This is a genomic window from Verrucosispora sp. WMMA2044, assembly GCF_027497155.1.
Taxonomy (GTDB): domain Bacteria; phylum Actinomycetota; class Actinomycetes; order Mycobacteriales; family Micromonosporaceae; genus Micromonospora; species Micromonospora palythoicola.
Genome location: NZ_CP114913.1, coordinates 2,183,654 through 2,203,555, shown reverse-complemented (window position 1 = coordinate 2,203,555; position 19,902 = coordinate 2,183,654). Strand labels below are relative to the sequence as shown.

The following is a 19,902-nucleotide window of genomic DNA, read 5'->3' as shown; positions in this document are numbered from 1 at the left end:
GTCGCGAACGAAAGGCGAGCACCGTGAGCGCGAGGAGTGAGCTTGCGAGCCCCGCAGTCGCGAACGAAAGGCGAGCACCGTGAGCGCGAGGAGTGAGCTTGCGAGCCCCGCAGTCGCGAACGAAAGGCGAGCACCGTGAGCGCGAGGCGGATCCGGGCGTACGGCGGTCAGGTGGGCCTGTTGGCGGTGCTGGGGTTGGTGGCGGCGCTGCTGCTGACCGCCGCGCCCCGGCTGACCGGGGAGTACGCCGACCGGGGGTTGCGCGCGGACGTGGCCCGGCTGCCGCACCTGGTGCGGGACGTGTCGCTGGCCGGGCCGCGACCCGCGCCGGCCGCGGCCGGGCAGGCCGATCTGGGCCGCTACGCGGCCGAGTTGCCGCAGCCGCTGCCGAGCCTGGTGCAGCGTCGGTGGTACGCGGCGTCGTTGGACGAGGAGCACCTGTTCGCCGTCGGCGACGAACCGCCGATGGACGGTGGTGCCCGCAAGATGTTCGGCCTGCGCGCCCAGACCGGCGTCGCGGAGGCGGCCGAGCTGACCGCCGGACGCTGGCCCCGCACCCGCCCGGGCGGCCCGGCGGAGGTGGTGGTGTCGGGGGCGGTGGCCGAGACGCTGTCCCTGCGCGCCGGTCAGCGGCTGCGGTTCGCCGGACGCGACGGTCAGGCGGATGCGCGCATCGTCGGGGTGTTCGAGCCGCGCGACGCCGGTGACCCGGTCTGGGACGATCTGGGCTACGCGCTGGAGCCGGTGGTCCCGGTGCTGGACGGCGAGCCGTACGTCGTGGCGGGGGTGACCGACTGGGTCGGCGTGGACGTCGTCGCCGCCGGCAGTGGGGTCGCCGCGGTCAGCGGTTGGCGGTACCGCCTCGACGAGCGGCGGCTGAACGCGGCGACGCTGGAGTCGGTGACGGCGGCGGTGGCGGAGGCCCGCCGCATGTCGTGGAGTTCGGGTGCGACGGTGCAGACGTCGCTGGACGGCGCGCTGTCGCGGTTCGCGGGGCAGTTGCGCGCCGTGCAGGCCCTGCTCGCGGTGGTGCAGGCGGGGCTGGTCGCCAGCCTGCTCGGGCTGATCGTGCTGGCGGCGCGGTTGACGGTGCTGCGGCGACGTGACGAGTTCGCCCTGCTGCGGGCCCGGGGTGCCGCCCTGAGCGCCGTCGGGCTGCGGGCCCTGGCCGAGTCCGCGCCGGTGCAGCCGTTGGCGGTGCTCGTCGGTTGGCTCGTCGGCAGCCGGGTGCCGGGTCGCGACGATGGGTTCCCCTGGGCGGTGCTGGCGTTGGCGGTGCTCACCACCGCGGTGGTGCCGGTGTTGGCGATGCACTCGCAGCGGCGGGTCGGGGTCGTCAGGGGGCGTGCCGATGTGGCGTTTCGTCGTCCGTCGGCGCGGCGGCTGACCGTCGAGGCGGGTGTGCTGGTGCTGGCCACGCTCGGGGTGGTGCTGCTGCGCCGTCGTGGTCTCGACCCGGGTGCCGGTGTCGACGCGTACCTCAGTTCGGTGCCGGTGCTGGTGGCGGTCGCCGCCGCGCTGGTGGCGGTGCGGCTGGTGCCGTGGCCGCTGCGGGCGGCCGGCAGGTTGGCCGCGCGGGCCCGGGGCGCGGTGCTGTTCCTCGGTGTGGCCCGCGCCGGACGGGGTGCGCCGGTGGCGTTGGGTCCGCTGGCGGTGCTGATCGTCGCGGTCAGCACCGGGGTGTTCGGCGGGGTGGTCACCTCCACCGTCGCGGCGGCCCGGGACCGGGCGGCCACGTTGACGGTGCCGGCGGACGCCTGGCTGTCCGGGTACACCTTCTCCCCCGACGCGCAGGACGCATTGTCGAGGGTGTCCGGGGTGACGGCGGTGGCTCGGGTGTGGGTGGCCTCGAATCGGCGGCTGGTGCCGGAGGCGGGGTCGCCGTCGCGGCAGATCGGCACGGCCCGGGTGCTGGTGGTGGACGGCCCGGCGTTCGCGCAGGTGGTGGCGCGCAGCGGTGTCGAGGTGGACGTGCCGGCGGCCCTGCGGGCTGCCGCGCGGGGTGACGGGCCGGTGCCGGCGGTGGTGTCGTCGCAGGTGGCCACGCAGGTCGGTGACCAGGCTGCGGTGGACGTGCAGGGCAGGTTGTACGAGTTCCGGGTCGCCGAGGTGGTCGAGGCCTTCCCGGGTGTGGGGTTGGGCACCGAGCGGTTCGTGGTGCTGCCGTGGCAGGCGCTGCCGGAGTACGAGTACACGCCGATCATCCCGAACCGGTATCTGGTGGCCGGTGACGACATCGACGAGGCGGACCTGTTGGGGGTGGCCGACGACGCGCAGCGGCGGCGGCAGTCCGCGGTGCTCGGCGTGGAGGTGACGCGGACGCAGGTGCCGGCGTCGTTGCAGACGTGGCGGGGGTACCGCGAGGACCTTGACCGCACCGGCGCCAACGACGTGCTGACCCTGGCGTTCACCGCCGGCGCGGCCGGCGGCATCGCGCTGGCGGTGCTGGCCGTCGGGTTCGCGGTGGTCGCCGACGCTGCCGGGCGAGGCCGGATGCTGTCCCGGTTGCGCACCCTGGGCCTGTCCGCCGGCCGTGGCCGGCGGCTGCTGGTGTACGAGTTGGTGCCGCTGGTCCTGGTCGCGGCGCTGACCGGGGCGGCGGTGGGTGCGGCCCTGCCCCGGATCCTGGGGCCGACGCTCGGGCTGTCCGCGTTCGTGCCCGGCGTGCCGGTGCGCGATCACCTGGATCCGTTGGTGCTGGCCTCGGTGCTGGGTCTGGTGGTCCTGGGCCTGGTGACCGGGCTGGTGGTGGAGAACCTGATGAACCGGCGGATGCGCCTCGGTGAGGTGCTGCGGCTGGGAGAGGAGAACCCGTGACGATGGTGTCTGATGGTCCGGACCTGGCGACGCTGCAACGACGGGCGGCGGAGCGGGCCGCCGCGCGGGCCGGTGGCGCCGACCGGCTGCGTGGGCACATCGTCTGCGACGGGCTGGTACGCATCTTCACCAGCGAGGGGGTGGAGGTCGTCGCGTTGCAGGGCCTCGATCTGGTCGTGGACCGTGGTGAGCTGATCGCCATCGTGGGGGCGTCCGGTTCCGGCAAGTCGACGGTGCTGAACATCCTGTCCGGGTTGGACACACCGACCGCGGGCATCGCCCGGGTGGCCGGGTTCGACCTGCTGACCATGTCGGCGGCCAAGCGGCTGCGCTACCGGCGGCACACCGTCGGGTTCGTGTGGCAGCAGACCGCACGCAACCTGCTGCCGTACCTGACCGCCCGGGAGAACGTGGAGTTGCCGATGCGGCTGGCGCGTCGGGGTGGGCGGACCGCGCGGCGGCGGGCGGTGGAGTTGCTGGAGATGGTCGGCGTCGGCTACTGCGCGGACCGTCGGCCGGGGCAGATGAGCGGCGGCGAGCAGCAGCGCTGTGCCGTCGCGGTGGCGGTGGCCAACGACCCGGAGGTGCTCTTCGCCGACGAGCCGACCGGTGAGCTGGACGAGGCGACGGCCGGGGAGGTCTTCGCCGCGCTGCGCACCATCAACGCCGAGCTGGGGGTGACCGTGGTGGTGGTGACCCATGACCCGCAGGTCGCCTCGCAGGTGCGCCGTACCGTGTCGATCCGCGACGGCCGCACCGCCTCGGAGGTGCACCGCACCGCGCGGGTCGGCGCCGACGGCGTCGAGGAGTTGGTGACCGAGGAGTACGCGGTGCTGGACCGGGCCGGGCGGATGCAGTTGCCGGCGGGTTTCGTCGACGCGTTGGCGTTGCGCGACCGGGTGCGGTTGACCCTGGAGCCGGACCACGTGCAGGTCCGTCCCGGTGACGGAAGGAGTGCGCGGTGAGCGAGCAGGAGCTGATCCGGGTCGAGGGGCTCAGCCGCGACTACGGCGGTGGTGACCGGGTCGTCCACGCGTTGCGGGAGGTGTCGTTTCGTGCCGGTCGCGGTGAGCTGGTCGCGGTGCGGGGCCGGTCCGGGGCGGGCAAGACCACGTTGCTGAACCTGATCGGTGGCCTGGACCGGCCCACCTCGGGGCGGGTGTGGGTGGCCGGGCAGGAGGTGACGGCGGCCAGCGAGAGGGAGCTGCTGCGGCTGCGTCGGGACACCATCGGGTTCGTGTTCCAGTCCTTCGGACTGGTGCCGATCCTGTCCGCGGCGGAGAACGTGGGGGTGCCGATGCGGCTGGCGAAGGTGCCGGCGGCGGATCGTGAGCAGCGCGTGTCGGTGCTGCTGGAACTGGTCGGGTTGGGTGGGCACGCCGCGCAGCGGCCGTACGAGATGTCCGGCGGGCAGCAGCAGCGCGTGGCGATCGCCCGGTCGTTGGCCAACGACCCGGCGCTGCTGATCGCCGACGAGCCGACCGGCCAGTTGGATTCGGAGACCGGCCGGGCGGTGTTGGACCTGCTGCGGGCGGTGGTGCGTGCCCGGGGGATGACGGCCCTGGTCGCCACGCACGACCCGACGCTCGTGGAGTTGGCCGACCGGGTGTTGGTGCTGCGTGACGGCCGGCTCGTCGAGGCGGCCGAGCCGGTCCCGGCGTGACTGCGGTGGCCGGGTCAGTACGGGTCGCCGCAGACGCGCCAGCCACCGTCCTCCCGTACCACCGACAGGTTCCGTTGTTCGGTGCTGCCGCTGTCGCGGGTCAGCAGCACGGTGACCTTGCCGTGGGGTCGGCCGCCGCGGGTGGCCACGGACACGTCCACGATCTCGTAGTCGCGCACCACCGGCGGGGTGCGTACCCAGCTGGCGAAACCGAGTTCGCTCCACCGGGTACGCGCGTCGTCGCAGAGCCGCTCGTAGGCGCTGCCGGTGTCGCCCGTGGTGACTTCGCGCAGGAATCCCTCGGCGGTCTGGCGCACCGGGGCGGCGGCCTGGGTGACCAGTTGCAGGTTCCAGGCGCCCAGGCCGGCGACCCCGACACAGCACAGCGCCGTCCCGGCTGCGGCGACGACGAGGCCGACCCGCATCGGATGGCGTCGCCGGGCCGGTCTGCTCCACGGCTGCGCAGCGCCCACACCACTCGACGGTAGAGAATCGGCCGCCGCGGCGGGCGGAAAAGCAGACGTGGCCGGGCGGGGCGGCTACCGCGTCCCGCCCGGCCACGCCCGGGGTAGGTCGTCGATCAGGGCTTGATCTCCTTGCGGCCGTTGCCGGTCGCACTGATGGTGACCCGGCGGGGCTTGGCCCGCTCGGCCACCGGGATCCGCAGCGTCAACACGCCGTTGTCGTAGCCTGCTTCGAGCTTGTCGGTGTCGAGGGTGTCGCCGAGGAACAGCTGGCGGCTGAAGACGCCCATCGGGCGCTCGGCGGCGACGAGTTCGACGTTGTCGCCGGCGGGACGGCGCCGCTCGGCGCGCACGGTCAGCACGTTGCGCTGCACCGTGCAGTCGATGCTCTCCGGGTCGACTCCGGGCAGGTCGAAGGCGGCGTAGAAGAAGTCGCCGTCGCGGTAGGCGTCCATGTGCATGACGGCCGGGCGGCTGGTGCTGCCGAAGAACTGCTCGGCGAGCCGGTCGATCTCACGGAACGGGTCGGTGCGCATCAGCATCGTGTGCCTCCTCGGTTCTCCTGGCCGAAGGTCCCTAGTTGAGTCCATCCGACTCAACTTCCACTTCCTTATTTAACGCGCTCCGCGCCCGCCGTCAAGTCGTCCGGCGCGTGGTCAGTGACCGCGCTTCGGCAGCAGGGCGGCCAGGGCGGCCGGCACCGCCAGATGCATCAGACCAAGAGTGATCTTGGCACCGCCGGTGGCGTCGACCTGGAACAACGGCACGAACGACAGCAGCGTCACCACCGCCGCCAGACTGATCCAGATGGTGGTGGCCCGTCGCCCGGCGAACCGCTCCAGCATGGCCAGCGCCGCCCAGCCCAGCAGGGCCGACCCGAGGGAGACGACGACGACCGGAACGAGGTTGACCACCACCTCGGGTTGCCCCGGGCTGCGGACCGCGTAGTCGACACCGCCGAGCGCGCCGACGAGCCAGATCGCGACGCAGGCCGCGACGGCCGCCAGCACGCCGAGGGCCCGACGGCGGAGGGGGGTGGCGGTGCTGACGGGATGCGCGGCGGCGCTGCTCATGAACCACTCCTCGAAGCAGGGGGTATCTGAACAGCGACCGCATCAGATAGTCCCGCACGGGACTATCTGATGCGGGACGGAATGGTGCGGACTCCCGATCGTGGGACCGTCAGCAGACTGAGCCGGCCACTCCGGACGTGCGGGCACCGGAGAGCCGCTCGTCCACCAGCCGCCGGATGGCCCGGAGGAACACCTCGCGATCGGCCTCTGGCAGTGTCGCGAGCACATCCGTTTCGAGGCGGGCGGCGATCTGCCGGGCCTGGTCGAGCACCCGCTCCCCCTGCGGCGTCACCTCGACCAGCCGGGCCCGGCGATCGCTCGGCGCGGGCACGCGTCGGGCCAGGCCGCTGGCCTCCAACTGGTCCAGGGTCACCACCATGGTGGTCTTGTCCACGCCGCACAACTCGCCGATCTGGCGCTGGGTCAGGTCACCGCCGCGGGCGCGTAGTAGCACCCCGTACGCCCTGGGCGAGATCCCCAATTCGGCCATGCCGGCGGCGTGCTCCGCGCGCAGCGCGTGACTGGCCCAGCTGAGCAGGAACATCAGGTCCGACGGGCGACCCGGCGACGGGGATTCCATACACCGAGGCTAACAAGATCCTCCGGAGCGGGATCATCACCGGCTCGGCAGCCGGCGAGCGGTATCCGACCTGGTGGCAGCCGCTGCTGCGAGCGTCGCACGGGTAGGGCGTCGGTGGGCCGACAACCGGGGACACCGGAGTGCGTCACCGCGGGTGACCAGCGGGCGCGCGGACGGCCACGACGGGCGCGGGGTGCGGGTTAAGGTGCTGCGATGGGTACCCACTCCGCCGCGGTCGAGGCGCTCAAGACCGACCCACGCACCGCCTCGCTGCGCCGATCGTTAGAGGTCTACTACGGCAACCCGGACCGGGACGCGGCGATGGACGCCTTCTACGCCCGCTTCGTCGGCCCCGGCGACCTGGTCTTCGACATCGGTTCGCATGTCGGGGACCACATCGGCAGCTTCCGTCGGCTCGGTGCCCGGGTCATCGCCGTCGAGCCGCAACCGCTGTGCCTGCGGGCGTTGCGGGCCATCTACGCCGACGACGACCAGGTCACGCTGATCGAGGCGGCCTGCGGTGCCCAGGCCGGTCGGATCGGTTTCCTGGTCAACTCGGCCAATCCCACCGTCTCCACCGCCTCCACCGACTTCGTCGCGGCCGCCGCCGGGGCCGGCGGTTGGGAGGGCCAGGTATGGGACGGCCAGATCGAGGTGCCGGTGACCACCGTCGACACGCTGATCGCCGAACACGGCACGCCCAACTTCGTCAAGATCGACGTGGAGGGTTTCGAGGACGCCGTGCTCGCCGGCCTGAGCCATCCCCTGCCCGCCCTGTCCTTCGAGTTCACCACGATCGGACGGGCGGTCGCGGTCCGCTGCCTGGACCGGCTCGCCGCCCTCGGCTTCGCCGGCTTCGACGTGGCCCTCGGCGACGACAAGTCGCTGACGCTGGGGCGTTGGGTCGATGCCGAGGAGATGGCCGCGCACCTGCTCGCGCTGCCCCACGAGGCCAACTCCGGCGACGTGTACTGCGTGCGCACGACGCGCGGTTGATTCCACCACTCAGCCGCGGCGGCGGGCCCGCGCCGCCCAGATGGCGTACGCCGGATCCCGGTCCAGGTTGTGCCGGTCCCGGTCGTAGCGCCGGGTGGTACGCGGATCGGCGTGGCCCATCGCGTCCTGCACGTCCTCCAGCGGCACCCCCTCGGAGCGCGCGGTGGTGGCGAAGGCGTGCCGCAGCGAGTGCGGCGACAGCCGGGCCCACGCGGCGATCCCGGCGACACGGGCGAGCCGCCGGACCAACCGGAACACCGAGTGCCGGTCGAGGCGGGCACCGCTGGCGGTGACCAGCAGCGGACCGGTCAGCTCCGCCACCGGCACCCGCTGGACGGCGGCCCGCTCGGCCAGGTACGCGTCGACGGCGTACGCCGTGCCCGGGGTCAACGCCCGGCGGCGTGCCCGCCCGCCCTTGCCGACGAAGCGCACGCTGCGGTGCCCCCGCTCGGCGCCCAGGTCGTCCAGGTTCAGCGAGACCAGTTCCCCCACCCGCAGTCCCAGATCGGCCAGCAGCGCGACGGCGGCCCGGTTGCGGGCGGCGGTCGGCCCCGTCTCGGCCTCGGCCGCCGAGAGCAACGCGTCCACCTCGTCCGGGGCCAGACCGACCGTGCCGGAATGGTCCCGGTCGACCCGTGGCCGGTCGGCCCCGGCCACCGGGTTCAGCTCCACCGCCCGCAGTTTGACCAGGAAGTCGTACCAGCTCGACAGCGCGGACAGCTTCCGGGCCACCGTCGCCGGGGTCAACGGACGGCCGGTCCGGGCGGAGACGGTGTTCTCCAACGCCCGCCCGTACTCGTTGACGTGCAGGAAGTTCGCCCGCAGCGGGTCCAGTCGCCGGGCGGCACACCAGGCCAGCCAGCCGGCGACGTCCCGGCGGTACGCGTCACGGGTGTGCTCGCTCAACCGTCGGTTGCGCAACCATGCGTCGGTGACGGCCATCGGTCCGTCGGGCAGGGCCGGATAGGCCGACGGGCGGTACTGCACCGGAGTGTCGTGCGGACGCATGTGAAAAATGCTCTCAGTCCTGGTGTGGGTAGACGATCAGGCGCGCCGACACATCATGATCGGCAGGACGGTACATCGCGTCGCACCCGACCCCTACGCTGGCCCGGTGCTGTCTCAGGTCACCGGTCTGTCCCGACACTTCACCGAGGACACCCTGCGGGCGTATCTGCTCGCCCGCTCGACACGGGCCGACAACGGATGCCTGATCGTGCGCGGATACGGCAGCCGGCGCGGCGGGTACCAGAAGCTCGCCGGACGGGCCTGGGCACACATCGCGGCGTACGTGGTGTTCGTCGGCGGCTACGACCCCACCCTGGAAGTCCACCACGACTGCGGCGCGCCGGACTGCATCGAGCCGACCCATCTGCGCCAGCTCAGCCATGCGGACAACTGCCGGGCACGGACCCAACGTCCACGCTGCCGCAACGGGCACGAGCGGGAGACCGATCCGGCGACGGGGCGCCTCCGGCGGGTCTGCCGGACCTGCAACCGCCTGGCGCAGCAACGCTGGCGCGAGCGCCAGGCGGCCGAGGTGGCGCGGGCCCGCGCGGCGTACGGGCGACCTTCCTGCTGACCCGGCCGTCTGCGCCGCCCGCTGGGGCGGTGACGGCCGCGCGTGTATTCCGTGGCCGGGCGGGTCGAGTGGACCCCGCCCGGCCACCCGCGTCAGTCCCCGGCCGTCACGGTGAAGGTGAACCCGGTACTCCGCGGACGACGCAACGGAATGTCGCACTTGATCCGACGCAGTACCTCGCCCCTGCTGAGGCCGAGCCCGTACGCGATGAGCCGTTCCGGACGCACCGGTACCGGATCGTCGAAGACGACCGCCACCTGGACCGGCCACGTCTGGTCGGGCCACTCCGACGGGGTGACCAGCCGCCAGGCCCCCGTCCAGTCGAGAGCGAAGCGGTTGCGGCGGGCGAGCTGCGGATCGAGCAGCCGCGACGCCACCAGCGCCGGATCGTTGAGGCGGTATCCGCGCAACTCGGCCGGATCGAAGGATCTGACCGGGGTGCGTTCGTGCACGGTGAGTTTGCTGGTCCGGTCGCAGGACACGCAGCGGACCAGCAGCCACACGTCCAGCAACTTGTGGTTGGCGTTGACGCGGAACCTGCCCGCGCCGGTGGTGGCCGACTCCGACCGGCAGTCGACACATCGCAGCGACAGCAGCGGCAGCCTGGTCCGACGGACGACCCAGGGCAGCACGATATGAGGTTGTGAAGACACGATTGCTCCGAAAGACCTGACACGAGGCCGAATGAGCGCGGCCTCAAACGCGGTACGACCGGGCGCACAGACGCAGCCCGGCAGAGCCGACGGAAGCGTCGGCCACCAGTGAGCGGTTAATGTCAGGTCTAGAGAGCAGGCGGGGTCACGCGGTTGTCCTCTGCCACGCTGCCAGGGGTCGTCGGCAACCTATGGCAGCGGCGGGAAGGGCTCAAACGGATTTCCATCGGCTCCGCTCGAACGGCTGCTCGGACCGCTGGTAGCTGTTCGCTGGCGTGTTGTCCGTGGTTGCTCAGCCGTTCGTGGCGGTGAGCCGGCGGTAGCGGCCGGGTGGGCGACCGTGGGCGCGGGTGAAGGCGCGGCTGAAGGCGAATTCGGAGGTGTAGCCGACCTGGTGGGCGATGGCCGCGACCGGGAGGGCGGTGTCACGTAGCTTGCGGGCTGCGAGGTTGAGGCGCCACCGGGTCAGGTAGGTCAGTGGGGGTTCACCGACCTGGCGGGTGAACCGTCGGGCGAGAGTGGCTCGGGAGACGTTGACGGTTGCGGCGAGGGTGTCGAGTGTCCAATCGTGGCCGGGTCGTTCGTGCAGGACGGCCAGTACGTGTGCCGTGAGCGGATCGCGAAGTCCGCGCAGCCAGGAGGCGCTCGTGGTGCCATCGTCGGTGTCGAGCCAGGTCCGGACGACGTGGATCAGCAGCAGGTCGAGCAGGCGTACGGCGGCGGTGGCGGAGCCGGTGGCGGCACCGCTGCGGGTCTCGTGGGCCAACAGGTCCAGGACGGAGCGCAGCCATGGTCCGCTCTCGGGTTGCGCGGTGGCCACGTGCAGCACCGGTGGCAGCAGGCTCAGCACCGGATGGGCGATGTCGGTCTGGTAGCTGTAACCCGCGCAGAGGATCCGGGTTCGCGCGCCGGGCCCATCGAGCACCAACTCGCCGTCAGGGCTGATGAGGCTGCGTTTGAGGTCCTCGTCGAACCGGCGTGTCGGCAGGGCCGGATCGGTGGCCAACTGGTGCCGCGCCCCGGCGGGCAGCAGCACGAGGTCACCCGGGGCCAGGTGACGGGGCGGTGCGCTGTCAGTGGTGAGCCAACAGGTCCCCGCAATCACGGCGTGGAACGAGGCACCCCGGCGGGCCGGCAGCTCGATGGCCCAGGGAGCTCGTGCGTCGAAGGTGGCCATCAGGCTCGCGTCGACCCGGGCCATCGCCAGCACGTCACCGAGAACGTCCATCCCCACAAGGTAGGACGGCGAGGCGCACACCGGCAGGCGAGGTGAGCGTGGCGGACAAACAACTGAGCGGCGCGGGCATTCATAACCTCACCGGTGAGCGGCAGAGTGATTGGCATGAAGATCATCGGAAGCACTGCTACCACCGAAGGAGCAGCATGAGAATCGCCGTACTGGGACTCGGCGCGATGGGCTCGCGGATGGCCCGCAGGTTGCTGGCCACGGGCGAACACCAGGTCAGGGTGTGGAACCGCACGGCCGAGGCGGCACAGCCGCTGGTCGAGGCCGGCGCCACCGCAGCGGCGACCCCGGCAGCCGCTGCGGTGCAGAGCGACCTCGTGCTCAGCATGGTGCGCGACGACGACGCCGGCCGTGCGGTCTGGCTGACCCCGGGCACCGGCGCGCTGGCAGCCATGGCACCCGGCACCATCGCCGTCGACTGTTCCACCGTGACCCCGGCCTTCTCCGACCAACTCGCCGAGCGGTGCGTCCAGTGCGGTGTGGAGTTTCTCGACGCACCGGTGTTGGGCTCACGTCCCCAGGCCGATTCCGGCGCACTGATCTTTCTCGTCGGCGGGGATCCGGCGGTTGGCCGCCGGATCGAGCCGGTGCTGCGGCAGATCGGCGGCGCCGTGCACCACATGGGACCCGCCGGGACCGGCGCCCGGATGAAGCTGCTCGTCAACTCGCTGTTCGCCGTGCAGGTCGCCGCCGTTGCCGAGCTTCTCAGCGCACTGCACGGCACGAACCTGGAGGCGGCCCGCGCCGTCGAGGTGCTCGCCGCCACCCCGGTGGCGAGCCCGGCAGCCGCCACCGCCGCCACCGCCATGCTGGGCCGTGCCTTTCCGGCGGCCTTTCCGATCGATCTGGTCGCCAAGGACCTGCGGTACGCCGTCGCGGACGCGGCCTCACGTCAGGCCACCGTCGTCCTGACCAATGCCACCGCCGACACCTTCCAGCGGGCGATCAGCAAAGGCCACGGCCAGGACAACATCACCGGGGTCGTCCAGCTCTTCCGCACCGCCACAGCCACCTGACGACACCAGCTTGAATCCTTACGCATCTTAACAGTCATTATGATGTGCGCACGTTATGTCCGATTGGTGGACGATAATTAGAGTGTTTTTGTAAACGGTAATTCGATAATTCGATGAAGGTCGCCGACACGAAACCCGTGCGATCTACCGGGCGAAGATCGAGCCCGAGCTGAAACCGGTTCAGCGAGCTGGCGATGCGTGGCGCGGCGAGAAACGCGGGCCGAGCCGACCGGTGCCCGGTGTCAGGGTCGGGCGAGGGTGGCGACGAGCGCCGCACGCGGGTTGACCAACCACTGCCCGGCGACGTGCACGGTGGGAACGGTTTCGTTGCCGTCGGCCACCGCCCGCACCGCTGCCGCCGCGGCCGGATCTGCCCAGATGTCGACCTCGGTGAAGGCCAGCTTGCGCCGCTTGAGGCCGCGGCGCAGCAGGTAGCAGTAGGGGCAGCCAGGCCGGCTATAGACGGTGATCGGCAACTGCTCCCCGGGGGCGGTGTTCATGGGCGGTCCCGTCCGGTCTCGGCGAATCGGTCGGCTCGCCGGTGGTCGACCTGCACAGCGGACTTGCCGAGCAGGACGCGCAGCGTTGCCATCACGTGGCCCGGCGACGGAACCAGGAACGCCGACGTGGCGCCGGCGACTGGGCGGCGGGTGTCGACGGTGCGGCCTTGCGCCGCTCGTCCTGCCACCGGCGCACCACCGCGTCGGCGTCCACCGGACGCACCACGACCCGTGGGCCGGACGGGTTACGCAGCCAGGCCAGCACCTCGGCGTTGAGATCGGCCACGACCGCCCGCACCGCCTGCTCGGTGGGCAGATCCCGGACCTCGTCGGGTAGTTGCTCGATGCGCCGACGCAGCAGCAGCGGGGTGGGCAGCAACAGGTTGGTCGGAACCTGTTCGCGCTCCAGGAAACTCTTGATCCACCAGGACTCGTCGTAGGGCAGACCCCGACCGGCGATCGGCTTGCCCGCACCGGGCAGATTGTCGAACTCGCCGCGCTCCTGCGCCGCCCGGATCTGCGCCTCGACCGACGCCTCCCACCGCATCTCCACCCTCGCCACCTCCCCGGACAACCGTAACGTGACCACCGTCTCCCGATGGGGCAGCGTCACGGGCCCGGCCGGCATTCCCCGGTGCCCTAGGCTCAGGTTCACGGTGGGACGGGGGTCACGGACATGGTCGGTACGGCCGCAATTGTGGGCATCGCGTTGGTCGCTCTCGGGATGGTGCTGACGCCAGGGCCGAACATGGTCTACCTGGTGTCGCGGTCGGTGACCCAGGGCCGACGAGCCGGGCTGATCTCGCTGCTCGGGGTCGCCGCCGGCTTCGCGGTCTACCTGGGTGCGGCGGTCGCCGGCATCGCCACCGTGTTCGTGCTGGTACCGGCGCTGTACACGGCGGTCAAGCTGGCCGGCGCGGCGTACCTGCTGTGGCTGGCGTGGCAGGCGTTGCGCCCGGGCGGGCAGTCGCCGTTCAACCCGGCGCCGCTGCCACCGGATCCGGCCCGCCGCCTGTTCACCATGGGTCTGGTCACCAACCTGCTCAACCCGAAGATCGCCATCCTGTACGTGTCGCTGCTGCCGCAGTTCATCGACCCGGCACGCGGCAACGTCGCCGGGCAGAGCCTGCTGCTCGGTCTGACCCAGATCGCCGTGGCGCTGACGGTGAACACGTTGATCGTGCTCACCGCCGGTGGCATCGCCGGTTTCCTCAGCCGGCGGCCACTGTGGCTGCGCGTCCAGCGGATGCTGATGGGCACGGTGCTGGCGGCGATGGCGGTGCGGATCGCCGCCGACCGTTCCCGCGCCGCCGTCGCCACCGGCTGAGCCCGCCGTCGCGCACCGCCCTCGACCGCAGCCGTGACCGGGCTGAGCTGCCCGGTCACGGTCAGCGGCGTACCGCCCCGGTGGCCACGTCCAGCAGCTGTTCCAGGACCGTGCGGGTGGGCAGGTGCGTCAGTAGGTGCGCGACGCTGCGGTCGGCGTACCGCCGCTCCTCGTCGTCGGTTGCCTCCAGGGCGGCGTCCACCTGACCGAAGACGTAGTTGGCGAGGCTGGTGACCGCGCCACGGAACGCGGTCAGATCCAGCGGCGGCAGGGTGCCCGCCGTCGCGCGGTACCCGTCGAGCAACGCGCGTGCGCCGGCCACGTTGACCGACCCACCGGGGACCACCGCCCAGTCCAGCAGCGCGTTGGCCAGCTCCCAGCTCGGCGGTTGACCGCCGGCATGTTCCCAGCCGACGACGACGAGGCGGCCGTCGGCGGCCAGCCGGGTGCTCGCCGGACCGAGGGTGTTGTGGCAGAGCACAGCTTCCGGCGTCCCGGTGACCCTGCCGATGCCGTCGAGGTCCGTCAGGGTGGCCACCGCCGCGCCGAGCGCGGCGGCCCAGCTGGCCTGGCGAGCCGCGGCGACGGCGGCGAGTTCGGGCCAGTTCCCCGTGGCCAACCGGGTGCCGTGCCACGGGCTGACCCGATCGACCGGCAGGCGGAGCCCGTGGATCGTGGCGAGGACACCGCCGACCGCGCGGGTGACCGACGAGCGGGCCGGGGCGAGCAGCGGTGGCCCGGAACGCAGCCCCTGGTAGACCCGCCAGCGGTGTCCGCCGATGGTCTCGACGATCCGGCCCGCACGGCTGCGCACCGGCGCGGGCAGCAGGACACCGGCGGCTGCGGCGGCCTGCTGCAACGCCACGTCGGTCTCGGCGTCGACGATGGGCCACCAGGTGTCCATCGTCCGCACCGCCCAGCGGCCCCGGTCCGTCACCAGCGACCAGCGACGTCCCATGTCGTCGGCACGGGCGACGGTGCGCATCTGGCCGACGACGTCACCGAGGCCGTAGCTGGCGGCGATCGCGTGGGCCAGGGACGCCTCGGCGGCCTCGGCCCGGCCCCGCATCCGGATGACCTCGGTCTTCAACGCTGCCCAGGTGGGAAAGCCGTACTGCTCGGCGAGCCGCGCCTGAGCGGTGGTCAGCGTCGCGGCCGGGTCGATGTCGCGCAGACCGGCGAGCAGGTTCTTGGCCTGTTGACGCAGGTGGTCGAGGCTGGGGTTGTCGGGCAGGTCCTTCACGGGGCACCTCACTCCTCGCCCGGACTCGCACGGGCGGAACTGAGCTTCGGTGTCCGTCGCTCGACGGGTGGTGTGAGGGGGGTGGCTTCGAGCCTACCGGCGAGTCTCGGCGCGTTCCCGACGCGCAGGTGCGAGGTTAGCCAGTCGGTGCCGACGGATCAACCCTTGTGCTCGCGGAGCACCGCGACACCGCCGGGTGCCAGGGTGACCGCCCGGTCGATCGGTGTCGCGGTGAGCAGTTCCATTCCGCGTGCCGGCACGCGCTGCTCGTGACCGGTGTGGTTGAGCAGGAACAGCCAGCTCGCCTCGCCGTCGCGGCGGCGTACCGCCTCGACTCCCTCGGGTGCGTCCGGGCAGACGGTGGTGACGCCGGCCGCCCGGGCGACGGTGCCGAGCAGCCGCCGGTAGGTGGTGTCGTCGAGGCGGGTGGACAGGTACCAGGCGGTTCCGGCGCCGGCCCGGTGCCGGGTGACGGCGGGCATCGCGTCGAGTACGCCCCCGGCGTAGGAGACGATCGTGTCGGCACCGGTCAGGCGCAGCGTCTCGGCCCAGATCCGTCCGGTGCCGCCGCCGTCGAGCAGGACGTGGTCGTCGGCGGCGAGGGGGTGGAACTCCTCGGCGTACACGCCCAGCAGGTCCCGTAGCGCGCCCGGATAGCCGCCGAGGCGCACCCGGGCGTGTTCGTCGGCGACGCCGCTGAGGTAGGTGACCAGCAGGTGGCCGCCAGCGTGGACGTAGCCGTGCAGCCAGTCGGCGGTGGCGTCGTCGATCAGGTAGACGGCGGGTAGGACGAGCAGCCGGTAACCGTCGAGCGGGTCGCCCGGGGTGACGGTGTCGCACGCGTACCCGCTGAGCCACAGGGCCCGGTGCGCGGCGGCGAGTTCGTCGTGGTGGTCCGGCAGGGTCGACGGCAGGCCCGGATGGCGCAGCGCCCAGCCGCTGGCCGCGTCGACCACGAGCGCCACGTCCGCCTCGACGCGGCCACGAACCTCACCGAGCTGCCGCAGCGCGACGCCGAGTGCGACGGTCTCCCGAAACACCCGACTGTCCGGGCCGGCGTGCGGCACCAGGGCGGAGTGGAAGCGCTCGGCACCGCCGACCGGTGCCCGCCACTGGAAGAACATCGCGCCGTGGGAGCCGCGGGCCACGTGGGCGAGGCTGTGCCGCAGCATCCGCCCCGGTTCCTTGGTGTGCATCCGTCCGGCGGTGTGGATCTGGTTGGGCGCGCTCTCCATCAGCAGCCATGCCGCCGCACCGCCAGACGGATGCGAGCCGGGGTGCCGGCGGGCGGCGGCGTGTCGGGCCCAACCACGGGCCAGGTCGGCGACCAGCGCGGTCTGCTCCTCGGCGCCGCCGTCGACGGCGGACGGATAGTGGTCGACCGCGACCAGGTCGACCTCGGTGGCCCAGCGGGCGTGGTCGACCGGCACCCAGTCGCCGAGCACGTAGTTGGTGGTGATGGTGAGCGCCGGGTTCGCCGCCCGCAGCAGGTCACGTTGCTCGGTGTACGCGGCGAGCAGGGTGTCCGACCAGAAGCGGCGGAAGTCGAGCAGCTGGCCGGGATTGGACAGGTACTGGGTGGCCCGGGGGGTGCTGATCTGCGTCCAGTCGGAGTAGTGCTGGCTCCAGAAGCTGGTGACCCAGGCGTCGTTGAGGGCGGCCAGGTCACCGTGGCGGGTGGCCAGCCAGCGCCGGAAGGCCCGGGCGGTGTGCTCGCAGTGGCAGGTGGTGCCGTACTCGTTGTGTACGTGCCAGCCGGCCAACGCCGGATGGTGGGCGTACCGGTCGGCCAGGGCGGCGGTGATGCACAGCGCGGCCTCGCGGTAGGCGGGGGTGGCGGCGCAGTAGGTGTCCCGGCTGCCGTGGTGCAGCCGGATCCCCTCGGCGGTGACGGGCAGCGCGCCCGGGTGGGCCAGGGAGAACCACGGTGGTGGCGAGGCGGTCGGGGTGGCCAGGGCTACCCGTACGCCACCGGCGTGCAGCAGGTCGAGCACCTGGTCGAGCCAGCCGAAGGTGTACCGGCCGGGTGCCGGTTCGAGCCGGGACCAGGCGAACACCCCCACGGTGACGAGATTGACCCCGGCCTGGCGCATCAGCGCGACGTCCTCGGACCAGACCTGCGCCGGCCACTGCTCGGGGTTGTAGTCGCCGCCGTGGCAGAGCGGGCCGTCGGTCCACATCACCATCACCAGCCCGCCGGTTTAGTTGAGGATGCGTCCAAACTATGGATCACTCCGACCCATGTCAACAGACCAGCGCCAGCTCATATCTACGCTCATCGTTGACAGTTCGTTGGATAGTTAAAGAAACTGTCGGCACCGCCGTGAACGCCGCCAAGGAGAGCTGATGCCGTACCGACCGCCGTTGGTGCCCTACGAGACCTTCGTCGCCGACCCACCCGACCTGCCGGTGCGCACCCCCGGTGAAGGTGGCCCGGCCGTGGTGAGCCGGGCCGAGATCGCCGGCACCGACGCACACGGAGCCACCGTCAAGGCGGTGCTGGCCGACGGGATGACGGCGGTGGTGCGCGTCGACGCGGCCGGCGACGGCATGATCCGGGTACGGCTCGCCGAGGATCCGCAGGCCCGCAGCCGGTCGGCCCGACTGATGCCGCTGGTGCATCCCGGTACCCACCCGGCCACCGTCACCGTCGACGACCGGCACTTGCGGATCGACGCCGGCGCGCTGGTCGCCGAGATCCGGCTCGACCCGTGGCACATCCGGTTCCTGCGCCCCGACGGCACGCTGCTGGTGGAGCAGGATCCGGGCACGGTCGACATCAGTGGCCGGCAACGCACCCTCCCGTTCGGCCACTCCACCACCGACGGCGTCCGGGTCGCCTGGCACGAGAGCTTCGTCGCCCCCGGCGACGAGCGGTTCGTCGGCTTCGGCGAGAAGTTCACCCCACTGGACAAACGCGGCCAGCGGGCTCTGATGTGGAACTTCGACGCCTTCGGCAGCGAGTCCGACCGGGCGCACAAGAACGTGCCGTTCTACCTGTCCAACCGGGGCTACGGGGTGCTTGTCGACAGCGGGCTGCCGGTGCAGTTCGACGTCTGCCAGTCCACCCACAGCGCGGTGCAGATCCTGGTCCCCGACGACCTGCTCGACTACTACGTGCTGGCCGGGCCGACCCCCGCCGAGGTGTTGGACCGGCTGGGCCAGTTGACCGGGCGGCCGTACCTGCCGCCGCGCTGGGCCTTCGGCACCTGGGTCTCCTCGGGCTTCTACCCGGACAGCCAGGAGCGGGTGCTGGAGCGGGCCCGACGCCTGCGCGAGCGCGACATCCCCTGCGACGTGCTGCACCTGGACTGCTACTGGCAGGTCGCCGGCAACTGGTCGGACCTGCGCTGGGACACCGAGGCGTTTCCCGACCCGGCCGGGATGCTGCGGACCCTGTCCGAGCAGGGCTTCCGGGTCTGCCTCTGGATGAATCCCTACCTGATGACGGCCAGTCCGCTCTACGCCGAGGCCGACGCGGCGGGCTACTTCCTGCGGCGACCCGACGGCAGCACGTACGTCGCCGACGTGTGGCACGGCAGCTACCCGGCCTCGGCCATCGTGGACCTGACCAACCCGGCTGCGGTGGACTGGTTCACCGGGCTGCTGCGGCCGCTGCTGCGCCAGGGCGTGGCGGTGTTCAAGACCGACTTCGCCGAGGGGGTGCCCGCCGACGCGGTGGCCCACAACGGGATGAGCGGCGTCGAGCTGCACAACGTGTACGCCCTGCTGTTCAACGACGTGGTCGCCGGCGTCACCGAGGAGGTGGCCGGCCACCGGGCGGTGTGGGCGCGCTCGTCGTACCTGGGTGGGCAACGGCACAGCGCGCAGTGGAGCGGCGACGTCAACGCCACCTGGCCGGCCCTGGCCAGCACGCTGCGCGGAGGGCTGTCGCACGGCCTGTCGGGGGTGCCGTTCTGGAGCCACGACACCGGCGGCTTCCACGGCACCCCGGAACCCGACCTGTACGTACGCTGGTCGCAGTTCGGTGCGCTGTCGCCACTGGTCCGGCTGCACGGCACCACCAGCCGGCTGCCGTGGGAGTTCCCGGCCGAGGCGGAACAACTCGCGGTGGCCGCGCTGCGGCTGCGCTACCGGTTGATGCCGTACCTGTGGTCGGCGGCGGTGCAGGCGGCCCGCACCGGCGTACCGATGATGCGGGCCCTGCTTGTCGACACCCCGCAGGATCCGACGGCCTGGACCACCGACCTGCAGTACCGGCTCGGGACGGACCTGCTGGTGGCGCCGGTCACCGATGCGTCCGGGGTGCGGGACGTGTACCTGCCCGTCGGCGACGACTGGTTCGACGCCGCGACCGGTGAACTGCATCAGGGCGGCCGGCATCTTCGGGTGCGCGCGCCGCTGTCCCGGATGCCGCTTTACGTGCGCCGGGGTGCGCTGCTGCCGCTGGTCACGCCGGGGGCCACGGTCGGCGACGGGCCCTTCCGGGAGGTCACCGTGGTCTGCTGGGGGGCGGTGGACGGGCAAGCCGTGGTGCACGACGTGGACGGCGACACGATCATCGAGGCGGTCCGCGACGGCGACGAGTTGCGGATAACGACCCGGGGGCCGCTGCTGGTGGGGCAGTTGGCGCTCGCGGGGGTCGGCGACGCCGACCGACCGGCCCGGTCACTGCTCAACGGTGCGGCGGTGACCGTCGTGCCCTTCGGGGGGCTCTTCCCCACGTCGGGCTGACCGTCGCCGCGCGGCGCCCGACTGGACGGAGTCGGGCACCGCGCGGC

General features: G+C 72.2%; 19 protein-coding genes. 8 read left to right on the top strand and 11 right to left on the bottom strand.

Annotation, left to right across the window (positions count from 1 at the left end; all coding sequences use genetic code 11):
• Positions 1 to 135: 135 nt before the first annotated feature.
• From O3597_RS09885 to O3597_RS09875, 3 genes are read left to right on the top strand one after another with little or no spacing between them, the layout of a single operon-like run.
• Positions 136 to 2,817, top strand: coding sequence for an ABC transporter permease (locus O3597_RS09885; protein ID WP_281603930.1), 2,682 nt, complete (start codon positions 136 to 138; stop codon positions 2,815 to 2,817).
• Between the two features lie 2 nt (positions 2,818 to 2,819).
• Positions 2,820 to 3,782 carry an ABC transporter ATP-binding protein gene (locus O3597_RS09880; RefSeq protein ID WP_281604510.1) on the top strand — a complete coding sequence of 321 codons (963 nt, stop codon included), beginning with the start codon at positions 2,820 to 2,822 and terminating at the stop codon, positions 3,780 to 3,782.
• The gene (locus tag O3597_RS09875) at positions 3,779 to 4,480 is read left to right on the top strand and encodes an ABC transporter ATP-binding protein (protein ID WP_281603929.1); all 702 of its coding nucleotides are present in this window, start codon (positions 3,779 to 3,781) and stop codon (positions 4,478 to 4,480) included. Before O3597_RS09880 ends, O3597_RS09875 begins: the two co-directional genes overlap by 4 nt.
• 14 nt (positions 4,481 to 4,494) lie before the next feature.
• On the opposite strand, the gene O3597_RS09870 is transcribed toward O3597_RS09875, so the two are convergent.
• The 4 genes from O3597_RS09870 to O3597_RS09855 all read right to left on the bottom strand — a co-directional run bounded on the left by O3597_RS09870 (position 4,495) and on the right by O3597_RS09855 (position 6,597).
• Positions 4,495 to 4,953 carry a hypothetical protein gene (locus O3597_RS09870; protein ID WP_164449864.1) on the bottom strand — a complete coding sequence of 153 codons (459 nt, stop codon included), beginning with the start codon at positions 4,951 to 4,953 and terminating at the stop codon, positions 4,495 to 4,497.
• Positions 4,954 to 5,060: 107 nt separating this feature from the next.
• Entirely contained in the window at positions 5,061 to 5,486 is a 426-nt protein-coding gene (locus O3597_RS09865; protein WP_164449863.1) for an Hsp20/alpha crystallin family protein, read from the bottom strand.
• Between the two features lie 114 nt (positions 5,487 to 5,600).
• The gene (locus tag O3597_RS09860; RefSeq protein WP_281603928.1) at positions 5,601 to 6,017 is read right to left on the bottom strand and encodes a DUF6069 family protein; all 417 of its coding nucleotides are present in this window, start codon (positions 6,015 to 6,017) and stop codon (positions 5,601 to 5,603) included.
• A 109-nt stretch (positions 6,018 to 6,126) separates the two neighbouring features.
• A complete protein-coding gene (locus O3597_RS09855) occupies positions 6,127 to 6,597 on the bottom strand; it encodes a MarR family winged helix-turn-helix transcriptional regulator (RefSeq protein ID WP_164449861.1) in 471 nt (156 codons plus the stop codon).
• A gap of 213 nt (positions 6,598 to 6,810) precedes the next feature.
• Here O3597_RS09855 and O3597_RS09850 point away from each other — a divergent pair, with 213 nt between their 5' ends.
• Entirely contained in the window at positions 6,811 to 7,593 is a 783-nt protein-coding gene (locus O3597_RS09850) for an FkbM family methyltransferase (RefSeq protein ID WP_281603927.1), read from the top strand.
• Between the two features lie 9 nt (positions 7,594 to 7,602).
• Here O3597_RS09850 and O3597_RS09845 read toward each other — a convergent pair whose 3' ends face one another.
• The gene (locus O3597_RS09845) at positions 7,603 to 8,601 is read right to left on the bottom strand and encodes a tyrosine-type recombinase/integrase (protein WP_281603926.1); all 999 of its coding nucleotides are present in this window, start codon (positions 8,599 to 8,601) and stop codon (positions 7,603 to 7,605) included.
• Between the two features lie 106 nt (positions 8,602 to 8,707).
• Here O3597_RS09845 and O3597_RS09840 point away from each other — a divergent pair, with 106 nt between their 5' ends.
• Complete coding sequence (locus O3597_RS09840; RefSeq protein ID WP_281603925.1) at positions 8,708 to 9,175, top strand: HNH endonuclease; 468 nt, start codon at positions 8,708 to 8,710, stop codon at positions 9,173 to 9,175.
• Positions 9,176 to 9,267: 92 nt separating this feature from the next.
• Here the strand turns inward: O3597_RS09840 and O3597_RS09835 are convergent, their stop codons facing one another.
• Both O3597_RS09835 and O3597_RS09830 read right to left on the bottom strand, forming a co-directional pair.
• A complete protein-coding gene (locus tag O3597_RS09835; RefSeq protein ID WP_281603924.1) occupies positions 9,268 to 9,807 on the bottom strand; it encodes a DUF1062 domain-containing protein in 540 nt (179 codons plus the stop codon).
• Positions 9,808 to 10,120: 313 nt separating this feature from the next.
• Complete coding sequence (locus tag O3597_RS09830; RefSeq protein ID WP_348650343.1) at positions 10,121 to 11,062, bottom strand: AraC family transcriptional regulator; 942 nt, start codon at positions 11,060 to 11,062, stop codon at positions 10,121 to 10,123.
• Here O3597_RS09830 and O3597_RS09825 point away from each other — a divergent pair.
• Positions 10,987 to 12,090, top strand: coding sequence for an NAD(P)-dependent oxidoreductase (locus tag O3597_RS09825; protein ID WP_348650342.1), 1,104 nt, complete (start codon positions 10,987 to 10,989; stop codon positions 12,088 to 12,090). The two genes, O3597_RS09830 and O3597_RS09825, sit on opposite strands and share 76 nt — an antisense overlap.
• A 242-nt stretch (positions 12,091 to 12,332) precedes the next feature.
• Here O3597_RS09825 and O3597_RS09820 read toward each other — a convergent pair whose 3' ends face one another.
• Both O3597_RS09820 and O3597_RS09815 read right to left on the bottom strand, forming a co-directional pair.
• A complete protein-coding gene (locus O3597_RS09820; protein WP_164449855.1) occupies positions 12,333 to 12,590 on the bottom strand; it encodes a glutaredoxin domain-containing protein in 258 nt (85 codons plus the stop codon).
• 91 nt (positions 12,591 to 12,681) lie between these two features.
• The gene (locus O3597_RS09815) at positions 12,682 to 13,137 is read right to left on the bottom strand and encodes a DUF1992 domain-containing protein (RefSeq protein WP_166459192.1); all 456 of its coding nucleotides are present in this window, start codon (positions 13,135 to 13,137) and stop codon (positions 12,682 to 12,684) included.
• A gap of 129 nt (positions 13,138 to 13,266) precedes the next feature.
• On the opposite strand from O3597_RS09815, the gene O3597_RS09810 reads away from it, so the two are divergent.
• Positions 13,267 to 13,917 (top strand): LysE family translocator, encoded by a 651-nt coding sequence (locus O3597_RS09810; protein ID WP_281603921.1) that lies wholly within the window; start codon positions 13,267 to 13,269, stop codon positions 13,915 to 13,917.
• 61 nt (positions 13,918 to 13,978) lie between these two features.
• Here the strand turns inward: O3597_RS09810 and O3597_RS09805 are convergent, their stop codons facing one another.
• Positions 13,979 to 15,160 carry a phosphotransferase gene (locus O3597_RS09805; RefSeq protein WP_281603920.1) on the bottom strand — a complete coding sequence of 394 codons (1,182 nt, stop codon included), beginning with the start codon at positions 15,158 to 15,160 and terminating at the stop codon, positions 13,979 to 13,981.
• Positions 15,161 to 15,318: 158 nt separating this feature from the next.
• Positions 15,319 to 17,340 carry a beta-galactosidase gene (locus tag O3597_RS09800; RefSeq protein WP_281603919.1) on the bottom strand — a complete coding sequence of 674 codons (2,022 nt, stop codon included), beginning with the start codon at positions 17,338 to 17,340 and terminating at the stop codon, positions 15,319 to 15,321.
• A 166-nt stretch (positions 17,341 to 17,506) separates the two neighbouring features.
• On the opposite strand from O3597_RS09800, the gene O3597_RS09795 reads away from it, so the two are divergent.
• Positions 17,507 to 19,855, top strand: a complete 2,349-nt coding sequence (locus O3597_RS09795) for a TIM-barrel domain-containing protein (protein ID WP_281603918.1) — start codon at positions 17,507 to 17,509, stop codon at positions 19,853 to 19,855.
• Positions 19,856 to 19,902 lie beyond the last annotated feature (47 nt).